The organism is Chromobacterium haemolyticum DSM 19808, assembly GCF_000711885.1.
Lineage (GTDB): Bacteria > Pseudomonadota > Gammaproteobacteria > Burkholderiales > Chromobacteriaceae > Chromobacterium > Chromobacterium haemolyticum.
The window spans coordinates 1-16,774 of record NZ_JONK01000006.1 but is presented as its reverse complement, the minus strand read 5'-3'; the positions used below and the strand labels follow the sequence as shown (position 1 = coordinate 16,774).

Sequence of the window (16,774 nt, the reverse complement as noted above, 5' to 3'; positions counted from 1 at the left end):
AACTTGACGCTGCTTATTGAGTCAATCAATAGCATGAAGTCATCATTTTCCGATGACTGGCGGGCCAGCCCGGCTGCCGGTCGGGCGCGAAGAGCCAGCCTGGCCCCGATGCATCGAGGACGCGGAAGGTTTCACTAAATGAATATCCCTTTAGGCATTATCGAAGGCTTCTACGGCAAGCCATGGAATTGGGCGCAGCGCGAGCTGTTGGTCACCACGCTGGCGGCGCACGGCTATCGTTTCTATCTGTACGCGCCGAAAGCGGACGCGTATCTGCGCCGCGAGTGGCAACAGGACTACCCGGCGGAGCAGGAGGCGCGGTTAGCGGCGTTCGCCGTTCATTGCCAGCGGCAGGAAGTCAGCTTCGGCATGGGGCTCAGCCCCTACGAAGCGTATCTGAACTTCAACGACGAGGCCGGCCGGGCGCTGGCGCGCAAGCTGGAGCAAATGCAGCGCATCGGCATCCGCCAATTGGCCATCCTGTTCGACGATATGCGCGGCGATCTGCCTGATCTGGCGGAGCGCCAGGCGGAGATCGTCGCCTGGGTGCGCCAGCGCTGTGAAGTGGAACGCTTGCTGGTTTGCCCCAGCTACTACTCCAGCGACCCGGTACTGGACCGGGTGTTCGGCCAGCGTCCCGCCGGTTATCTGCAGCAACTGGGCCAGTGGCTAGCGCCGGACATCGACATTTTCTGGACCGGCGAGGAGGTGTGCTCCCGTGAAATCTCGCCTGGACATTTGCTGCAAGTGGGCAAATGGCTGGGTCGCAAGCCGGTGCTGTGGGACAACTACCCGGTGAACGACGGCGCGCGGATGTCGCAATACCTGCATGTGCGCGGTTTCACCGGCCGGTCCGCGGCCAACGCCGAGCTGCTGGCGGCGCACGGGATCAATCCGGCGCAGCAAGCCGCGCTCAGCCTGATTCCCGCGTTGACGCTGGCGGACAGCTACAGGCTGGGGCCGCGCTATCAATACGGCGCTTCGATGCGCCGCGCCGCCCAGGTGGTGGCTGGGGAGGAACTGGCCGACATGTTGTGGCGGGATTTGCTGACCTTGCAAGACGTGGGGCTGGATCAGCTGGGCGAGCGCGCCGTAGCGCTGCGCGCGCGTTACGCGGCGGTGGATCATCCCTGCGCGCGGGAGGTGGTGGCCTGGCTGGATGGAGAGTATCGGATCAGCGAGCTTGAGGTGCAGACTCAGTAGGAAGGCTACTTTGCGTTACATGCCTTTACAACTGACTCACAGACGGGGGCGAGCCGGGACGCCTAGGATACGCAGCAAGGAAACACCAAAGCCCCGGCGTCACGGCAGCACTTGAGCAGACGGACGCCCCCCTGACCCGACTGGAGAATGTCACCATGAAAAAACTGAGCCTGATCGTACTGTCCGCCGCTTTCGCCCTGAGCTCCGCCGCCGGCTTCGCCGCCGAAGCCGCCAAGCCGGCTTCCGCCCCGGTTGCCAAAGCCGCGCCCGCCGCCAAGAAAGCGCAGCACAAGGCCGTGAAGAAGCACGCTTCCGCCCCGGCGCAGAAAGCGCAAGCCGCCAAGGCGGAAGCCTCCGCCCCGGCCAAGGCCGCCAAGAAGCCGGCTCAGCACAAGAAGCACGCCGCCAAGAAAGCCCACAAGCAGGCTGCTTCGGCTCCGGCTCAAAAGGCTCAAGCCGCCAAGGCGGAAGCCTCCGCTCCGGCCAAGGCCGCCAAGAAGCCGGCTCAGCACAAGCAGCACGCCGCCAAGAAAACCCACAAGAAAGCCGCGGCTTCCGCAGCCAAGTAAGCTGAAGAACGAGGGCGCGCGCAGCGCGGCCCAAACGGGGATGAAGGGAGGCCGAGGCCTCCCTTTTTTGCGTGCTTAGAAGCTGTTTACGATCTCGCGAGCAAGGGCGAGACAAGACGAAAACGGCTGAAAAAGCAGAGCGTGCACAGGGTACATGAGCATTTCGAAGCGGTTTTTACCCCGGTATCGCCGACGCGCAGCAGATTGTAAACAGGTTCTTAGCCGGCGGCCGGGGTGACGGCGGGCTCCTGCACGATATTGAGCAGCGGCGCGCGCGGGTCGGGCCGCTCCAGCCAGAAGCGGCGCTCCAATTCCGCGGCCGGCAGAGGCCTGCAAAATAGGTACCCTTGCAGGGTATCGCAGAACATATAAGTCAAGGCGGTGGCTTGTTCATCGGTTTCCACGCCTTCCGCCACCACTTTGAGCTGCAGGGAATGGGCCAGCGCAATGATGGCGCCGGTCAAAGTCATCGCGTCCGGATCTTCCAGCATTGCGCGCACGAAGGACTGGTCGATCTTCAGTTCCTGGGTTGGCAGCTTGGCCAGGTAGGACAGCGAGGAGTAGCCGGTGCCGAAATCGTCGATGGAAATGCCCACCAGCATGTCGCGGATGCGGCGCAGCGTTTCGCCGCAAGTATCCAGGTTGTCCAGCACCACGGTTTCAGTGATTTCGATGTCGATGCCCGGCACGGCGGCGCCTGCGCTCAGGGCTTTTTGCAGCTGTTCGGAGAAGTCTGCCTGCCGTAATTGCAGCGGCGAAACATTGACCGCGATGCGCGGCGCCGGATAGCCGGTTTGCTGCCAGCGCAGATGGTCGCGCGCGGCTTGCCGCAGCGCCCAGGCGCCCACCTCCAGGATCAGGCCGGTTTCTTCCAGCAAGGGGATGAACTGCGCCGGCGATACCAGGCCGCGCTCCGGGCTCTGCCAGCGCAACAGCGCTTCCACGCCTATGATCTGCCGCGACACCGCGTCCACTTTGGGCTGGTAGTGAAGCACGAACTCCTGTCGCTCCAGCGCCAAACGCAGCCGATTTTCCAGCTCCAGCGTCACGGCGGCGCGTTCGCTCATCTCCTGGCGGTAGAACAAATAGCGCTCATTGGTGTTTTGCGCCAGTTTGAGCGCGGCTTCCGCCTTCTCCAGCAGGCTTTCCGCGTTGTCGCCGTCTTCCGGAAAGGTGGCGATGCCGAATTTGGCGGAAACGCGCAGCTGCTTGTCCAGGATGGCGATGGGCTGGGCGACGCAGCGTTCTTGCAATTGCATGACTTGTCGCGCGATGTCCTCCTCGCTTTTGACCTCGGGGATCATCAGCGCGAAACGGTCTATCTTGACGCAGGCCAGCAGCCGGGCTTCCTCGGTAAACGATTCCAGCCGCGCCGCCAGCAGGCGCAGCACTTGGTCGCCGGCCCAGCGGCCATAGACGTCGTTGATGGATTTGAAGTGCTCAATGTCGAGGAAGATCACCGCCAGACGGCGTTGTTCATGATGGCTGGAGCTGATTTGCTGCGCCAGGCGCTCGTGGAACAGGCTGCGGTTGGCCAGGCCGGTCAACTCGTCGTAGTAGGACAGGAAATGCAGCCGTTCCTCTTTTTCGATGTGGTCCAGCGCGAAAGCGATGTCGCCGGCCAGTTCGGATAGCAGCTGCATTTCTTCGTGATCGAAGACGTTGGCCTCGTTGGAGCACAGCGTTAACGAGGCGGCGTGTTGTCCGGGCAGCGGCAAGGGCAGGCAGGCCAGCGAACGGATGCCTTGCGCCAGCAATTGTTCGCGCGCCGTGTAGGGCAGCGGCGCGCCAAGCTGATTGCAGACGAGGTTGCCGCCGCTGTTGATGGCGACGGCGGACAACTGCAGCAGCGCCTCTGGGTCGGGCGACGGTTCCGCTTGCCCTTGCAGCGCGGCGAGGCGGTGTTGGCCGTCGCTCTGGTCCATCAAGCTGATCCAGACCATTTTGAACGCGCCGCTATGGGTGGCGATGCGGCAGGTTTCCTGGAACAGTTCCTGGCGGTCGTGGCAGCGCACGATCAGCATATTGATGCCGCTGAGGATGGCGTAGACGCGGTTGAGCCGTTCTATGCGCAGCCGCAGCAAGGAGTGCTGCAGGGTGATGGCTAGTTGTTGGGCGAAGGCCCGCGAAACCTCCAGATGTTCAAAGTCGTGGCGGGCGATGGTCTGAAAAGCGAGGTTCAGGGACCCCAGCAACTGTCCTTCCGCCATCAGCGGCAGCCGCAGATAGGCGCGCACGCCGTGGCTGCGCAGCCATTTGACCAGCGCGGGCGGTTGCGCCTGCGTGGCGATGTCGTGCATGAAGCTGGGCTCGCCGCGTTTGAGCTGCTCCAGGTCGCTTAAACCAAAGCTGGAGAAGGGGAAGCGGCTGTCGATCGGGATTTCGTCTTTGGCGTCGCATTCCAACGCCAAAAAGATGATCTCCTCGTGTCGCCAGTCGAACACCGTGGCTGACGCGCCCCAGAACGGCACCAGTCGCGCCAGCATGCGCAGCGCTTCCTGCGCGGTTTGCTTCGGGCTGGCGGCGGACAGCAGGGTGAGCCCCATATCGCGCAGCGACTCCAGTTGTTGGCTGTGGCGTTTGAGCTTCTGTTCCGTTTTCAGGCGCTCGGTGATGTCGCGCATGATGGCGGTGTAGTATTTCTGGCCGCCCACCTCAAGCTGGGATACCGAGGCTTCCGCATAGAACTCGCTGCCGTCGGCGCGCAGGCCGCGTATCCCGCCGGCCGGCGCAAGACGGCGGCTGATCGGGCCGTTCCGGCCGAAATCGCGGATCAGCCGCGCGTGGTGGGAACGAAAGGATTCCGGCACCAGCATGTCGACCCGTTGACCAAGCACTTGCTCGGCTCGGTAGCCGAAGGCTCGTTCCGCGGCGGGATTGAACAAGATGATGTTCAAATCGGCGTCGATGGTGACGATGGCGTCCATCGCAGTGTCGATGATGCCGGCGCGTTGCATTTCGCTGAGGCGGATGGCGGCTTCGTGAGCTTGCAGCTGGTCCAGCATGTGATTGAACTGGCGAGACACCGTGCGTAGTTCGCGTGGCCCCAGTTCCTGCGCCCGCGCCTGCGAGGCGCCGCTGGCCACGGCTTGCGCCGTCTCCGCCAGCTGTCTTGCAGGGCGGGTCAGCGCGCGGCTGAAGCTTTGCGCCAGCAAGCCGCAGAGCAGCAAGGTGGCGATGCTGCTGGCGGCGCCCCAGCGCAGGCGGTTGTAGTAAGACGCGAAGACATCCTGTTCCGGCAAGGCGGCGATGATCAGCCAGTCGGCTTGGGAGAACTTGCGATAGGAGTAGAGGCGCGACACGCCGTCGCGTCCGACGCCCAGTTCGAAGCCGGAGGCGTTGCCGCGGATGCGCGAGATGGTGCGGACGACATTGGACGAGGTTTTGCCGTGCCAGAGCGAGGGGTCCGGATAGCGCAGCAAAAAGGCCGCTTGCGAACTGAGCACCGCGATGGTCAGTTTGCGGTCCAGCGTGGCCGGCAGCACGTGCGACTGCAGCGCCAGCAGATCCAGTTGCAGTGTCAGCAGCCCCACGCGGCGGCCTTGTTCATCGCGAACTGGATAACTGGGCATGATGATCCAGCGCCGGGTAGCGGGCTCTTGCAGCGGTTCGCTGAGCATCAGCCCTGGGGCGTCCAGCGCGCGGGAGAACCATCCATGGTTGGGCGGGGGCGCATGCATGGCGGGGTTTTGCGCATGGCGGCAGACCGGCTGCCCCGCGGCGTTGCTGAGCGTTAGCTGGGTGATGGAGGGAAAACTCAGCGTGAGATCGTGATAGGCGTCGGCGCATTCGGCGGGGTTGAGCCGGCGCAGCGGCGGCCGTTGGCTCAGCTGCGCCAGCAGCCGTTCCAGTTCGACGATCTTGTCCGCCAGGGTTTGATCCACTTGGTTGGCCACGATGCGGGTTTGCATTTGCGCGGCGTCGCGCAGATCGCGGGCGGATTCATAGGCGCCGATGCCAATCAGCACGGCGGCGGGAAGGAGGCAGGCCAGTGCGAACAGCAGTAATTGAGTTCGCAGGCCCAGCCCGCTGACGGCGGACAGAGTGCGGTTTAGGCCTGCGCGCATGTGGCGGCTACTTTCCGGGACAGGGAATAATCGAAAATTAGTTCCTGCCGGAGAAGGGGGCAAGCCGCCGCCATGTCGAATGCGTAATGCGGGGTTGGCGTGCCGCGGCGTCCCCCCGCACAAGCCTTGTCTGGCAAGGCTTGCGCGGGGGGATGGATCGCGCGCTAAGTACTTCCACTTGGCCGACTGACAAAACCTGACGCCGCCGTTTGGCATGCGCCGATATGGGGCGGACTTTTACAGAAACATGCCGCCGGAAGCTTCCACGCGTTGGCCGTTGACCCAGGCCGCGCCGTCGCTGAGCAGGGTGGCGATGGCGCCGCCGATGTCGTCTGGCCGGCCGACGCGGCCCAGCGCGGTTTGCGCGGCGATATGGGCATTGACCTGCTCGTTGTCGCGCACCAGGCCGCCGCCGAAATCGGTTTCAATCGCGCCGGGGGCGATGACGTTGACCGCGATGCCGCGAGGACCCAGTTCCTTGGCCAGGTAGCGGGTCAGCACTTCCACGCCGCCCTTCATCGCCGCGTAGGCGGCGTAGCCGGGCAGGGCGAAGCGGGTCAGGCCGGTGGAGACGTTGAGAATGCGGCCGCCGTCGGCGATCAGCGGCAGCAGTGTCTGGGTCAGGAAGAACGGTCCTTTGAGCTGGATGTTCATCAATTGGTCGAACTGCGCCTCGCTGGTGTCGGCGAAGGCGGCGTGAATGCCGATGCCGGCATTGTTGACCAGAAAGTCGAAGTCGGCGCGCTGCCATTGTTCGCTCAGCGTCTGGCGCAACTGGGCGGCAAAGGCGCCGAAGCTTGCGCTCTGGCCGACGTCCAGCGGCAGCGCGGCGGCGTTGCCGCCCAAGGCCCGGATTTCGGCAACCACCGCCTCGGCGTCGGCGGCGCGGCTTTGATAAGTGAGGACTACGTCCACGCCCTGGCGCGCCAGGTGCAGAGCCGCGCTTTTGCCCAGGCCGCGGCTGCCGCCGGTGATGACTGCGATCTTCTTGCTCATGGGAATCTCCTGTAGGGGCGGGTGCAGGTTTGGACCCGATGAGCTCAGTTTATTGTGTGGTTTTCAATAAACAAATATGGGTTATTTAATTATAGTGTTCGTATATTCATAACAATTGGCGGTGAAGATGAACAAGCTGGAAGCAATGCAGATTTTTGTCCGGGTAGCCGAGCTATCCAGCTTCACCCAGGCGGCGGACAGCCTGGGCCTGCCCAAGGCCAGCATCTCGGTGGCGGTTAAACAGACTGAAGCCTGGCTGGGCGCGCGCTTGTTGCATCGGACCACGCGCAAAGTGCAGATGACCCAGGACGGCCAGGCTTTTTACGAACGCTGCAAGGATGTGCTGGCGGAGATGGACGAGCTGCAGGGCATGTTTCAGCGCGGCGAAGAGGCGCTGAGCGGGCGGCTGCGGGTGGATATGCCCAGCGGCGTGGCGCGTTACCAGGTGTTGCCGCGCCTGGACGAGTTTCTGCAACGCCACCCGAGGCTGGAGCTGGAGTTGAGCAGCACCGATCGCAAGGTGGACATCGTGCGCGAGGGCTTCGATTGCGTGTTGCGGGTGGGGGAGCTTAGCGACTCCAGCCTGGTGGCGCGGCCGCTGGGACGCTTCCGGCAGCTCAATTGCGCCAGCCCGGCTTATCTGGCGCGCCATGGCACGCCGGCCGGCCTGGAGGACCTGGCGCGGCACAGGTTGGTCCATTATGTCTCCACCCTGGGGGCGCGCCCGGCCGGCTGGGAATGGCGGGACGATAGCGGCAGCCATTGGCTGGCCATGAGCGGCAGCGTCATCGTCAACAACGCCGACGCCTACCAGGCGGCCTGCCTGGCCGGCTTGGGACTGATCCAGGCGCCGGAGTCAGGAGTGCGTCATTTGCTGGACAGAGGCGAACTGGTGGAAGTTTTGCCGGAATTCCGCGCCGCGCCGATGCCGGTGACCTTGCTGTATGCCCATCGACGCAACCTGCCGCGCCGCGCACGGATATTCATGGATTGGCTGGCGGAGGCGCTGGCGCCCCACTTGCTCTGAATCCGGCGCAAACATGGCGGCGCAGGGGCAAGCTGCCCTATCATGTAGGCCGGTCAACCATTTTAGAACCTGTTTACGATCAGCTGCGCGTTGGCGATACGGCGTTGAAAACCCCTTCGAAATGCTCATGCACCGTGTGTACATTCCGCTTTCTCAGCGGTTTTCGCCTTGTCTCGCCTTAGCTCGCGAGATCGTAAACACGTTCTTACTTCGTCATATTCCCACCATGATTGTTAGATCCACCTCTTCCTGGCTGCGCTTGCTGTTTGTCTGGCACGGTTCGGTGTTGCCGCGCATCATGCCGCGCCTGTTGCTGGTTTTCTTCATTTCCATCGCCGCCGCCGCTGTGCGCGGCTGGTGGTTGAGCGAGCACGCGGATTCGGCGCTCAGCATTCCCGCCTTCACCCTGATGGGGGTGTCGCTGGCCATCTTCCTGGGCTTTCGCAACTCGGTCAGCTACGAACGTTTCTGGGAAGCGCGCAAGCTATGGGGCAGCTTACTGATCGTCAACCGCTCGCTGGCGCGGCAGGCCTTGTCGCTGGCGCCGGACAACGCCGACGCGCGGCGCTTGATAGACGGCTGTTGCGCCTTCGCTTACGCGCTGAAGGCGCAGCTGCGCGGCGACGACGCCGACGCGCATTTGCGGCGGTTGCTGCCGGAGGAGATCCTGGACAAGGCGTTGGCGGGACGCTTCAAGCCGGCGTTGATCCTGGCCTGGTTGGGACAATTGACCGCGCGCATGCGCCGCGACGGCGCGTTGAGCGATATGCAATGGCATGCGCTGGACCGCAATCTGAACTCCTTGTCCGAAGTGCTGGGCGGCTGCGAGCGCATCGCCTCCACGCCCATCCCTTTCACTTACCGGGTGTTGCTCAACCGCACCGTCACCGTGTACAGCTTGTTGCTGCCGGCCGGCCTGGTCACCAGCATAGGCTGGCTGACGCCGGCGATCGCCGTCTTCATCGCCTACACCTATCTGGCCTTGGAAGTGATAGGCGAGGAGCTGGAAGAGCCGTTTGGCAAGGAGGGCAACGACCTGCCGTTGTCCGCGCTGTGCCACGGCATTGAGGCCTCGCTGCGCGAGATGCAGGGCGAGGACGTGGCCGCGCCGGCGCCGGAGCAGCAGGGCATTTATTTGTATTGATCGGGACTTGGAGCCTGTTTACGATCAGCTGCGCGTTGCGGAGCGTTACACGGTGAGTACACCCTCAAAATGCTCATCTACCCCTTGACCATTCCGCTTTTTCGCTCGTTTTCGCCTTGTCTCGCTCTGGCTCGCGGGACTTTGAACAGGCTCTTATAGCGCGGCCAGCTCATCCAGGCGAATGATGCGCGCTATCGTCTCCAACTGACGCATCGAGGTTCGATGCTCTTCTTCGCTGGCGGCGGCGCAGCCGTCTTCCAGCACTAGTACCTGATAATCGCGGTCGTGAGCGTCGCGCGCGGCGGCCTGCACCGCCCAGGTACTGCTGACCCCGGACAGGATCAGGCGTTCAATGCGGTGGGCGCGCAGCACGGCTTCCAGCGAGGTGGCGTAAAACGCGCTGACGCGGGGCTTGATCACGATGGCGTCTTCCGGCCTCACGTCCAGATCCGGATGGAAGGCGGTGCCGGGGCCGGACAGGTCCAGCGCGCCGAATTCGTGCGCGCGGCCAAACAGCGGCGAGTTTTTGGCTTGCTCCACATAGGAGGGCGAGAAGCCCACTTTCACCTGTACCACCAGCCAGCCGCGGCGGCGCGCCTCGGCAATGGCCTGGTTGGCGGCGGCGATGACGCCGCGTTGGCGTGCGTGCTCGGCGCAGCGGGCAACCTTGCCGCCGTCTACCATGATGTCGTGGATGTAGTCCAAACCAATAAAAGCGGTGTTCATCGCTGAGCTCCTTAAGACCCGCTAACAAAACCCCTGATCCTGCGTTGCGCCTCCTTGTCGTACGACTTGTACTGTAGCTTCGCAGAAACTTCGTTTTCTGCGTCGGCGCGCTTTGGCTCAGGTTCTCTGTGAGGTTTTGTTAGCGGCTCTAATTACGTATTGATCAAGGCTGGCGCGCGGTCGGCGGTTCAGCGGCGGCCAACTCCGCCAGTACCTCGCCGGCGGCAAGCAGCAGCTCCAGGCGTTGCGGCGGCAGCCCGGCCAGCGCGGCGCGCAGCCAATCGTCTTTGCGCAGGCGGTGAGCCTCAAGGACGCTGTGGCCGGCTTCGCTCAGACGGATCCGGACCTTGCGGCCGTCTTCGGGATCGGCCGCGCGCAGAATCAGCCCCCCGGTCTCGAGCTCGCGCAGCAGGCTGGCCAGATTGGAGCTGCGCAGCTTTTCCGCGCGAGCCAGCGCCGACGGCGTTGCTGCGCCGTCGGCACGTTCGATGCAGGCGAGCAATGAGAGTTGGGCGAAGGGCAGTTCGTCGTCCTGCGCTTCCAGGCGCAGCCGGCGCGTCAAGGCCATCAGTTGCAGGCGCAGCCGGGAAGCGGCTTCCGGTGTGACGGTCAGGTGTGGCATTCCGCTATTTTAGCATAGCTATGTTTATATAGATAAATGCGGAGGGAGCCGCGCGAGGATGGTTGCCGAGCGGCTTAAGAACCTGTTTACGATCTGCTGCGCGTTGTGAGACGTGACAGGGTGAGTCCCGCTTCGAAATGCTCATGTACTGTGCATACACTCCGCTTTCTCAGCCGTTTTCTCCTTGTCTCGCTCTGGCTCGCGAGATCGTAAACACGTTCGAAGGGCCGTGCTTGCCGCCTCGCGGCCCGCATTGAGCGGAGGCTTAACTCGGCTTCGGACAGTTGCTCATCCAGCGTATGCCGAAGCGGTCGACCAGCATGCCGAAGCGGGCCCCCCAGAAGGCGTCGTGCAGCGGTTCGTTGATCTGGCCGCCTTGAGCCAGGGCTTCGAAGATCGCCGTCTGCTCCGCTTCGCTGTCCAGCATGAAGTTCAGCGTGATGTTTTCTCCCAGAACGGGCGTGCGGCCCGGCATGCCGTCGGAGGCCATGAAATGAACGCCTTCGGCTTTGAACTCCGCGTGAAGAATCTTGTTCTTGGCTTCGTCCGGGCTGGGGAAGTCCGCGTCGCCGAAGCGCATCAGCGCCACAATCTCGCCGTTGAAGCATTGGCGGTAGAAGGCCAGCGCCTGTTCGCACTGGCCGTGGAAGTTGATGTAGGGCAGCAGGGTTTTCATCAGAGAGACTCCTGGTGGTGGGGGAGAGGCCGGCTTTGCTTCAGAACCTGTTCACGATCTGCTGCGCGTCGGCGATACGGCGTTGAACCGTATCTTTGAAATGCTCATATACACTCTGCTTTCTCAGCCGTTTTCGCCTTGTCTCGCCCTTGCTTGCGAGACTTTGAACAGGCTCTTAGCTCCCGATATCGTAAACAGGCGCTTCGGGCGGCAAGCATTGCCGCAGCGCGTCGCTGACGGCCGCCGCGGTGGCGGGCCGGGTCAACCGGGCGGCTTCCTGGCCGTGGCGCAGGAAAATCAGCGTAGGCCACAGCTTGACGCGGTAGCTGCGCCCCAAGCGGCGGCCCGGCCCGTCTTCGATTTGCAGATGACGGACGCCGGGGCATTCCGCCAACGCTTGTTGAATCAAGGGCTGGGCCGCCTGGCAATGGCCGCACCAGGGCGCGCCGAATTCCAGCACGGTGACGCCGGGCTGGGCATCCAGTTGGGCGCGTTCCGGCGCCGGGTCGCGGTAGAGTTGGTCCATGGTCTGGGAGGGGCTGGGGTGAATTTTAAATATGCCAAAAGACTGATGCGTTTGCCAGCGCTTTTGATGCAGGGGGTAGCGGCACGGGCTTGCCAAAACCGGGCAAAACCGCGACGATGCAGGCCGTTTCGTCAATGGCCCAGGGTTTGAAATCATGAAATCGCGCAATGTTTCCGGCGGCTTGGTGTACTCCACCGAACACGGCCGCATGTGTCCGCAGTGCGGCTTCGCCGTTGCCGAATGCCAATGCGGCAAGCAAGAGACGCCGGCCGGCGACGGCGTGGTGCGGGTGCGCAGAGAAACCAAGGGCCGCAACGGCAAGGCGGTCACCGTGATCCAGGGCGCGCCGCTGAACGCGCTGGAGTTGGCGCAACTGGGCAAGCAGCTGAAAAACGCCTGCGGCAGCGGCGGCACGGTCAAGGACGGTGTGATCGAGATCCAGGGCGATCACTGCGAACAGGTGGTTGGGCTGCTCAAGCAGCGCGGTTGGACGGTGAAGCGCGCAGGCGGCTAGCAGCCGTTCCCCGCACGCGGCGCCCTGCCCTCGTTGGAATGAAAAAGCCCGCGGCAAGCCGCGGGCCAAGGCTGATACTGGGGGACTACGCCGGCTGCGCCTGAGCCTGGCCGACGCCGAGCGAGGTCCGCCGTTGTAGTTCGGCGGCGAATTGAGCGCCGAACTGTTCCAGATACTGGCGCTGCAGCAGACATTCATGCGGCGCGTTCACTTCATACTCGATCAGCTTGCCGGAGATGTAAGGCTGCCACAGCGACGGCTGCTGATCCTCGGGGCGCAGGATGTCGGTGGTGGCGCGGATGAAGATCAAGTCGCCGTCGTAGCGTTGATAGCGGCAGCGGGCGAGCAGCTCCAGCATCAGCTTGGAGTCGTTCACCAGGCGGGTCAGAAACTCATCGCCAACCTGGCTGCCGCCCAGCACTTCCTCCATGGCGCTCTTCAGCCCCTTGATGCCGGCGCGCGGCGCGCCGACGATGGCGCGCGTCATCCGGGTGATGATGGTGGCGTCGTCCAGCTTCAGAGAAGCCGGCCCGCCTTGCAGCGGGTAGCTGTCGAACATGCACAGGAAGCTGACCTCATGGCCGTCGGCCTGCAGCATGGCGGCCAGGCGCAGCGCCAGGTTGCCGCCCACCGACCAGCCGGCCAGTTGGTACGGCCCGCGCGGCTGCACCGCCTGGATGCGCTGCCGGTATTCCTCCGCCAACTCATCCAGCGATTCAATGACACGGTCCGGGTCGCGCAGTATCGGCGACTGGATGGCGTATAGCGGCTGATCCTCCGGCAGGAAGGGCAGCAGGCCGGCATAGGGCCAGGCGATGCCGCCGCCCGGATGGATGCAGAACAGCGGGGGCCGGCCGCCCTGAACGCGCAGCGGCAACATGGCGTCGAAGGGATCGCTGAAAGCGGCTGGCCGCTCCAGCCGCTGAGCCAGTTGGCGCGGAGTGGGGGCTGCCAGGAAGTCGGCGATGCCCAGAGAGACGCCGAAGGTTTCCCTGATAGTGTTGATCAGCTGCAGACCCAGCAGCGAATGCCCGCCCAGCGCGAAGAAATTCTGATTGGCGTAGACCTCCCCGCATTCCAGCGCTGTCGCGAACAGCCGGCACATGATTTCTTCTTCCGGGGTGCGCGGCGGCGCTTGCTCGCCGTCGTCCTGCAGCGTCGGCGTGGGCAGTTCGCTGGTGGCCAGCTTGCCGTTGGGCGTGAGCGGAAAGGCCGGCACCACCATGATGACGCTGGGGATCATGTGATGGGGCAATTGACGGCTTAGCGCCTGTTTCAGCCCCTCGCTGTCCAGCTCCAACTGCTGGTTGGCCACATAGCCGACGATGGCCGGGCCGTGCGGCAGATCGCGCAGCAAGGCCACGGCGTCCTCTACGCCACCGCAGCCTAGCAAGGCGTTTTTGATCTCGTCCAGCTCGATGCGCAGCCCGCGCAGCTTGATCTGGTTGTCCTGGCGGCCCTGATAGTGAATGCGGCCAGCGTGGTCAAAGAATATGCGGTCGCCGGCTCGGTACATGGTGTCGGCGGGGTCCAGCAGATCGGGGACGAAGCCTTTGGCCGTCAGCTCCGGACTGTTGCGGTAACCGCGGGCCACGCCGGGGCCGCCGATGAACAAGTCTCCCCAGGCGCCGGGCGGCAACAGCCGTTGCCGCGGGTCCACCACGTAGAGCCGGGTGTTGGCGGTAGCGGGGCCGATGGACAGGTCGCCGTCGCCGTAGTCGGCGTTGATCGAGGTGGCGAAGGAGGTTTCGGTCGGACCGTAGACATTGAGCAGACGGCAGTGGGAGAAGCGCGCCAGCAGCGCCGGGGTGCACGGCTCTCCGCCTAGCATCAGGACGGTGTCCCGGGGGAAGTCCTCGGTCTGGTGATAGGCCAGCAGGCTGGGCGTCATCACCAGCAGTTTGATGTTTTCCCGTTTCACCAGCGCGGCTAGCGGCTTGCCGGGCGCGCTGGAGACTTTATCGCAGAGGACCAGGGTGGCGCCGGCCAGCAGCGTCATCATGATTTCCAGAACCGACATGTCGAAACCGGCCGCGATGAATTGCAGCACGCGCTGGCCGGCTTGCAACCCCGCCGCCCGGATGGCGGTATCCGCGATGGGCACCAGGTTGCGGTGAGTCACTTCCACGCCCTTGGGCTTGCCGGTGGAGCCCGATGTGTAGATCAGATAGCCCGGCGCGGAGGGGGGCACGCGAGGGAGCGGGAGAGCGGCAGGCGGCAGCGCGTCCAGCGCATCGGCGTCCAGATAGAGCAGCTTCTCCGGCGCAAGCTCGGTTTTGACGGCGCCGCCGGCGGCGACGATGACCGCGGCCGGCGAGGCGTCGGCCAGAATGTATTCGATGCGGGCTTCCGGCAGATCGGGGTCAACCGGCACATAACCGGCGCCGAGTTTGAACAGCGCCACCGCCGCAACCGCCCATTCGATGCTGCGCGATACGATGACGGCGACGTCGTCGCCGGGTCGCACGCCGCGCGTCAGCAGCAGGCTGGCCAGACGGTCGGCGCGGTCGTCCAGCTCGGCGTAGCTGAGTTCGCGTTCGCCCTGGCGCAGGGCCGGCAGGTGGCCGTGGCTCCGCGCGGAGGCGGCGAAGGCGTCGGCGAAGACAGGCGGCGCGTCGGCGCGCGCCGGCAGCGGATAGCAGCGCTCGAGCTCGCCGGGCAGCAGCAGTTGGTAGTCTGAGGCGAAGGTTTCCGGCGCGTCGACGAAACGCTCCAGCAATAAAGTCATCCGCGCGTAATGCAGCTCCAGCGCCTCGAGCGGGTAAAGATCGGCGTTGGCGTTGAAGCCTATCTCCAGCCGGCCGTCGGCGTTGCGGTCGAAGATGTCTATGCCGAGATGGTCGGCGGGGCCGTTGGCGACGTTCTGAACCGTGGCTTCGCAGCCGTCGAAGTCCACTTCCTGGTCATAGGCCACGATATTGAGCAGAGTGTTGAACAGCGGCTTGTGGCCGCGCTCCGCGTACAGGTCGCGGATCATGGCTTCCGAGCGGTAGCCCTGATGCAACAGATGACGCCGCAACTGGCGTTGGATGTCCGCCGCGATGGACAACACCGTGGATTCCGGCGTAAACGAGATGCGCAGCGGCAGGATGTTGGCCACCATGGCCGGAATCTCGCGCAAGGCTTTCAATTGGCGGGCGGCCACCGGCATGCCCACCGCCAGCTCGCTTTGTCCGGTCATTCTGTGAAGATAGGTGGCGCAGGCCGCCAGCAGCACGCTGGACAGGCGGAGCCGATGCAGGGAAGCGGTTTCCCGCAGTCCGTTCACCGCCGCGCCGGAGAAGACCTTGCGTAGCCGGTTCAGCTTGCGTAGGGGAGCTTCGCCCGGCACCAGCTGGGTGGGGTCGGGAAGATCCAGGCAGTACTGGCGCCAATAGGATTGGTCCTTGAGATAGGACTCGCTCTGGCGATAGGCCTGCTCCGCTTCGAACACCTGACTTAGCGGCTGCGCCGGCAGCGGCTCGATGGCTTCTCCGCGCGCCAGCCGGACATAGCCGTCGGTAATGTGTTTGAACAAGATGGCGTGGCCGAAACCGTCCACCACCAGGTGGGAGCCCAGCTCTATCATGCGATGACGACGGTCGGCCAGCTTGACGATCAGATAGCGGATCAGCGGTTGCCCGGCCAGGTCCATATCGTCGGCCAGCAGTTCTTCCAGCATGGCCGAGTAGGCCTGCTCCGGATCCGGTTTGGCGGACAGGTCGTGCCAGGAAAAATAGTCGTCGTGCAATTGGGGGCGGAGGCGTTGCCGGTATTGCCCGGTGGACGGGTCCGTTTCGAAAGTGGCGCGCAGGGTGTCCACCTGTTGGCACACGGTTCTGATGGCTTGTTCCAGCAAGGGCGTTTGCAAATCGCCGTTGAATTCGATCACATCGCACAGGTGGTAATGAAGGTTGCGGCCTTCTTGAGCGATGGCCAGGCAGACTTCTTGCTGAGCGGCGCTCAGCGGGCAGATTGATTTATCTTCTAGCATGATATTTCCAATATATTGTATTTGCAGTTAATTTAATGTGTTTAAAATTAAGTCAATGGCAGATACGGGTGTGGCTACAAAGACAGAAAAAGCGCGCGTTTCGCTATTGCGGCGGTTTAGAGCCTGTTCAAAGTCTCGCGAGCAAGAGCGAGACAAGGCGAAAACGAGCAAAAAAGCGGAATAGTCGAGTGGTACATGAGCATGTTGAGCTTGTACTCACCGTGCAACGCTCCACGAAGCGCAGCAGGCTTTGAACAGGCTCTCTAGAGCGGCTAACAAAAATCAGTTTTAGGGCTGGGGCAAGGCGCGCCGACGCAGGCAGTACTTGAGTACGGCAAGTCGGCGCAACGCAGCATCAGGGGTTTGTTAGCCGCCTTAGACCCGCTAACAAAACCTCTTGATGTCAGATGCGTATGCCCGCATTTGGCGAAGATGAAACGGAAAGTCGTCAGTCAGAAGCTCTGGAAGTCATTGCAACCACTACTTCCTCCACCACCGCGTTCCCGCCGGGGTGGGCGGCCGCGGTTGGATGATTTTGCCGCCCTCAACGGCATCTTGTTTGTTCTCACTACCGGCATTCCTTGGGAGGACCTCCCACAGGAACTCGGTTTTGGCAGCGGTATGACCTGCTGGCGAAGACTGCGCGATTGGCAAGCGCTAGGCATTTGGGACCGCCTACACCTAGCCCTGCTGATACAACTGCGCCAACACGATCAAATTGATTGGAGCCG

Annotated in this window: 13 protein-coding genes; 6 read left to right on the top strand and 7 right to left on the bottom strand. The window is 63.5% G+C overall.

Annotated elements, in window-relative coordinates; translation table 11 throughout:
- Positions 1-138: 138 nt before the first annotated feature.
- Entirely contained in the window at positions 139-1,203 is a 1,065-nt protein-coding gene (locus BR71_RS05280) for a beta-N-acetylglucosaminidase domain-containing protein (protein WP_043633725.1), read from the top strand.
- A 155-nt stretch (positions 1,204-1,358) separates the two neighbouring features.
- Complete coding sequence (locus tag BR71_RS05275) at positions 1,359-1,772, top strand: hypothetical protein (protein ID WP_043633721.1); 414 nt, start codon at positions 1,359-1,361, stop codon at positions 1,770-1,772.
- 218 nt (positions 1,773-1,990) lie between these two features.
- On the opposite strand, the gene BR71_RS22765 is transcribed toward BR71_RS05275, so the two are convergent.
- Positions 1,991-5,839, bottom strand: coding sequence for an EAL domain-containing protein (locus tag BR71_RS22765; protein WP_052370352.1), 3,849 nt, complete (start codon positions 5,837-5,839; stop codon positions 1,991-1,993).
- A gap of 237 nt (positions 5,840-6,076) precedes the next feature.
- Entirely contained in the window at positions 6,077-6,835 is a 759-nt protein-coding gene (locus BR71_RS05265; protein ID WP_043633717.1) for an SDR family NAD(P)-dependent oxidoreductase, read from the bottom strand.
- Positions 6,836-6,962: 127 nt separating this feature from the next.
- Here BR71_RS05265 and BR71_RS05260 point away from each other — a divergent pair, with 127 nt between their 5' ends.
- A complete protein-coding gene (locus tag BR71_RS05260; RefSeq protein ID WP_043634348.1) occupies positions 6,963-7,862 on the top strand; it encodes a LysR family transcriptional regulator in 900 nt (299 codons plus the stop codon).
- 226 nt (positions 7,863-8,088) lie between these two features.
- Positions 8,089-9,006, top strand: coding sequence for a bestrophin family protein (locus BR71_RS05255; RefSeq protein WP_039755311.1), 918 nt, complete (start codon positions 8,089-8,091; stop codon positions 9,004-9,006).
- Positions 9,007-9,159: 153 nt separating this feature from the next.
- Here BR71_RS05255 and BR71_RS05250 read toward each other — a convergent pair whose 3' ends face one another.
- The 4 genes from BR71_RS05250 to BR71_RS05235 all read right to left on the bottom strand — a co-directional run bounded on the left by BR71_RS05250 (position 9,160) and on the right by BR71_RS05235 (position 11,556).
- Positions 9,160-9,732 carry a cysteine hydrolase family protein gene (locus tag BR71_RS05250; RefSeq protein WP_043633712.1) on the bottom strand — a complete coding sequence of 191 codons (573 nt, stop codon included), beginning with the start codon at positions 9,730-9,732 and terminating at the stop codon, positions 9,160-9,162.
- A gap of 163 nt (positions 9,733-9,895) precedes the next feature.
- The gene (locus BR71_RS05245) at positions 9,896-10,354 is read right to left on the bottom strand and encodes a MarR family winged helix-turn-helix transcriptional regulator (RefSeq protein WP_043633708.1); all 459 of its coding nucleotides are present in this window, start codon (positions 10,352-10,354) and stop codon (positions 9,896-9,898) included.
- 265 nt (positions 10,355-10,619) lie between these two features.
- Positions 10,620-11,030: a VOC family protein gene (locus tag BR71_RS05240; RefSeq protein ID WP_019102151.1), complete on the bottom strand. Its 411-nt coding sequence runs from the start codon at positions 11,028-11,030 to the stop codon at positions 10,620-10,622.
- A 175-nt stretch (positions 11,031-11,205) separates the two neighbouring features.
- Complete coding sequence (locus tag BR71_RS05235) at positions 11,206-11,556, bottom strand: thioredoxin family protein (protein ID WP_052370351.1); 351 nt, start codon at positions 11,554-11,556, stop codon at positions 11,206-11,208.
- 154 nt (positions 11,557-11,710) lie between these two features.
- Between BR71_RS05235 and BR71_RS05230 the strand changes: the two genes are divergently transcribed.
- On the top strand, positions 11,711-12,070 hold the full coding sequence (locus BR71_RS05230; RefSeq protein WP_043633705.1) for a translation initiation factor Sui1: 360 nt from the start codon (positions 11,711-11,713) through the stop codon (positions 12,068-12,070).
- Between the two features lie 85 nt (positions 12,071-12,155).
- Here the strand turns inward: BR71_RS05230 and BR71_RS05225 are convergent, their stop codons facing one another.
- On the bottom strand, positions 12,156-16,043 hold the full coding sequence (locus BR71_RS05225; RefSeq protein ID WP_043633702.1) for a non-ribosomal peptide synthetase: 3,888 nt from the start codon (positions 16,041-16,043) through the stop codon (positions 12,156-12,158).
- Between the two features lie 432 nt (positions 16,044-16,475).
- On the opposite strand from BR71_RS05225, the gene BR71_RS05220 reads away from it, so the two are divergent.
- The coding region (locus BR71_RS05220; protein ID WP_043634343.1) for an IS5 family transposase at positions 16,476-16,774 on the top strand (299 nt) is incomplete at its 3' end.

Coding starts and splice junctions, on each gene's coding strand:
- BR71_RS05280 (WP_043633725.1), top strand. CDS start 139: ATGAATATCCCTTTAGGCATTATCGAAGGCTTCTACGGCAAGCCATGG.
- BR71_RS05275 (WP_043633721.1), top strand. CDS start 1,359: ATGAAAAAACTGAGCCTGATCGTACTGTCCGCCGCTTTCGCCCTGAGC.
- BR71_RS22765 (WP_052370352.1), bottom strand. CDS start 5,839: ATGCGCGCAGGCCTAAACCGCACTCTGTCCGCCGTCAGCGGGCTGGGC.
- BR71_RS05265 (WP_043633717.1), bottom strand. CDS start 6,835: ATGAGCAAGAAGATCGCAGTCATCACCGGCGGCAGCCGCGGCCTGGGC.
- BR71_RS05260 (WP_043634348.1), top strand. CDS start 6,963: ATGAACAAGCTGGAAGCAATGCAGATTTTTGTCCGGGTAGCCGAGCTA.
- BR71_RS05255 (WP_039755311.1), top strand. CDS start 8,089: ATGATTGTTAGATCCACCTCTTCCTGGCTGCGCTTGCTGTTTGTCTGG.
- BR71_RS05250 (WP_043633712.1), bottom strand. CDS start 9,732: ATGAACACCGCTTTTATTGGTTTGGACTACATCCACGACATCATGGTA.
- BR71_RS05245 (WP_043633708.1), bottom strand. CDS start 10,354: ATGCCACACCTGACCGTCACACCGGAAGCCGCTTCCCGGCTGCGCCTG.
- BR71_RS05240 (WP_019102151.1), bottom strand. CDS start 11,030: ATGAAAACCCTGCTGCCCTACATCAACTTCCACGGCCAGTGCGAACAG.
- BR71_RS05235 (WP_052370351.1), bottom strand. CDS start 11,556: ATGGACCAACTCTACCGCGACCCGGCGCCGGAACGCGCCCAACTGGAT.
- BR71_RS05230 (WP_043633705.1), top strand. CDS start 11,711: ATGAAATCGCGCAATGTTTCCGGCGGCTTGGTGTACTCCACCGAACAC.
- BR71_RS05225 (WP_043633702.1), bottom strand. CDS start 16,043: ATGCTAGAAGATAAATCAATCTGCCCGCTGAGCGCCGCTCAGCAAGAA.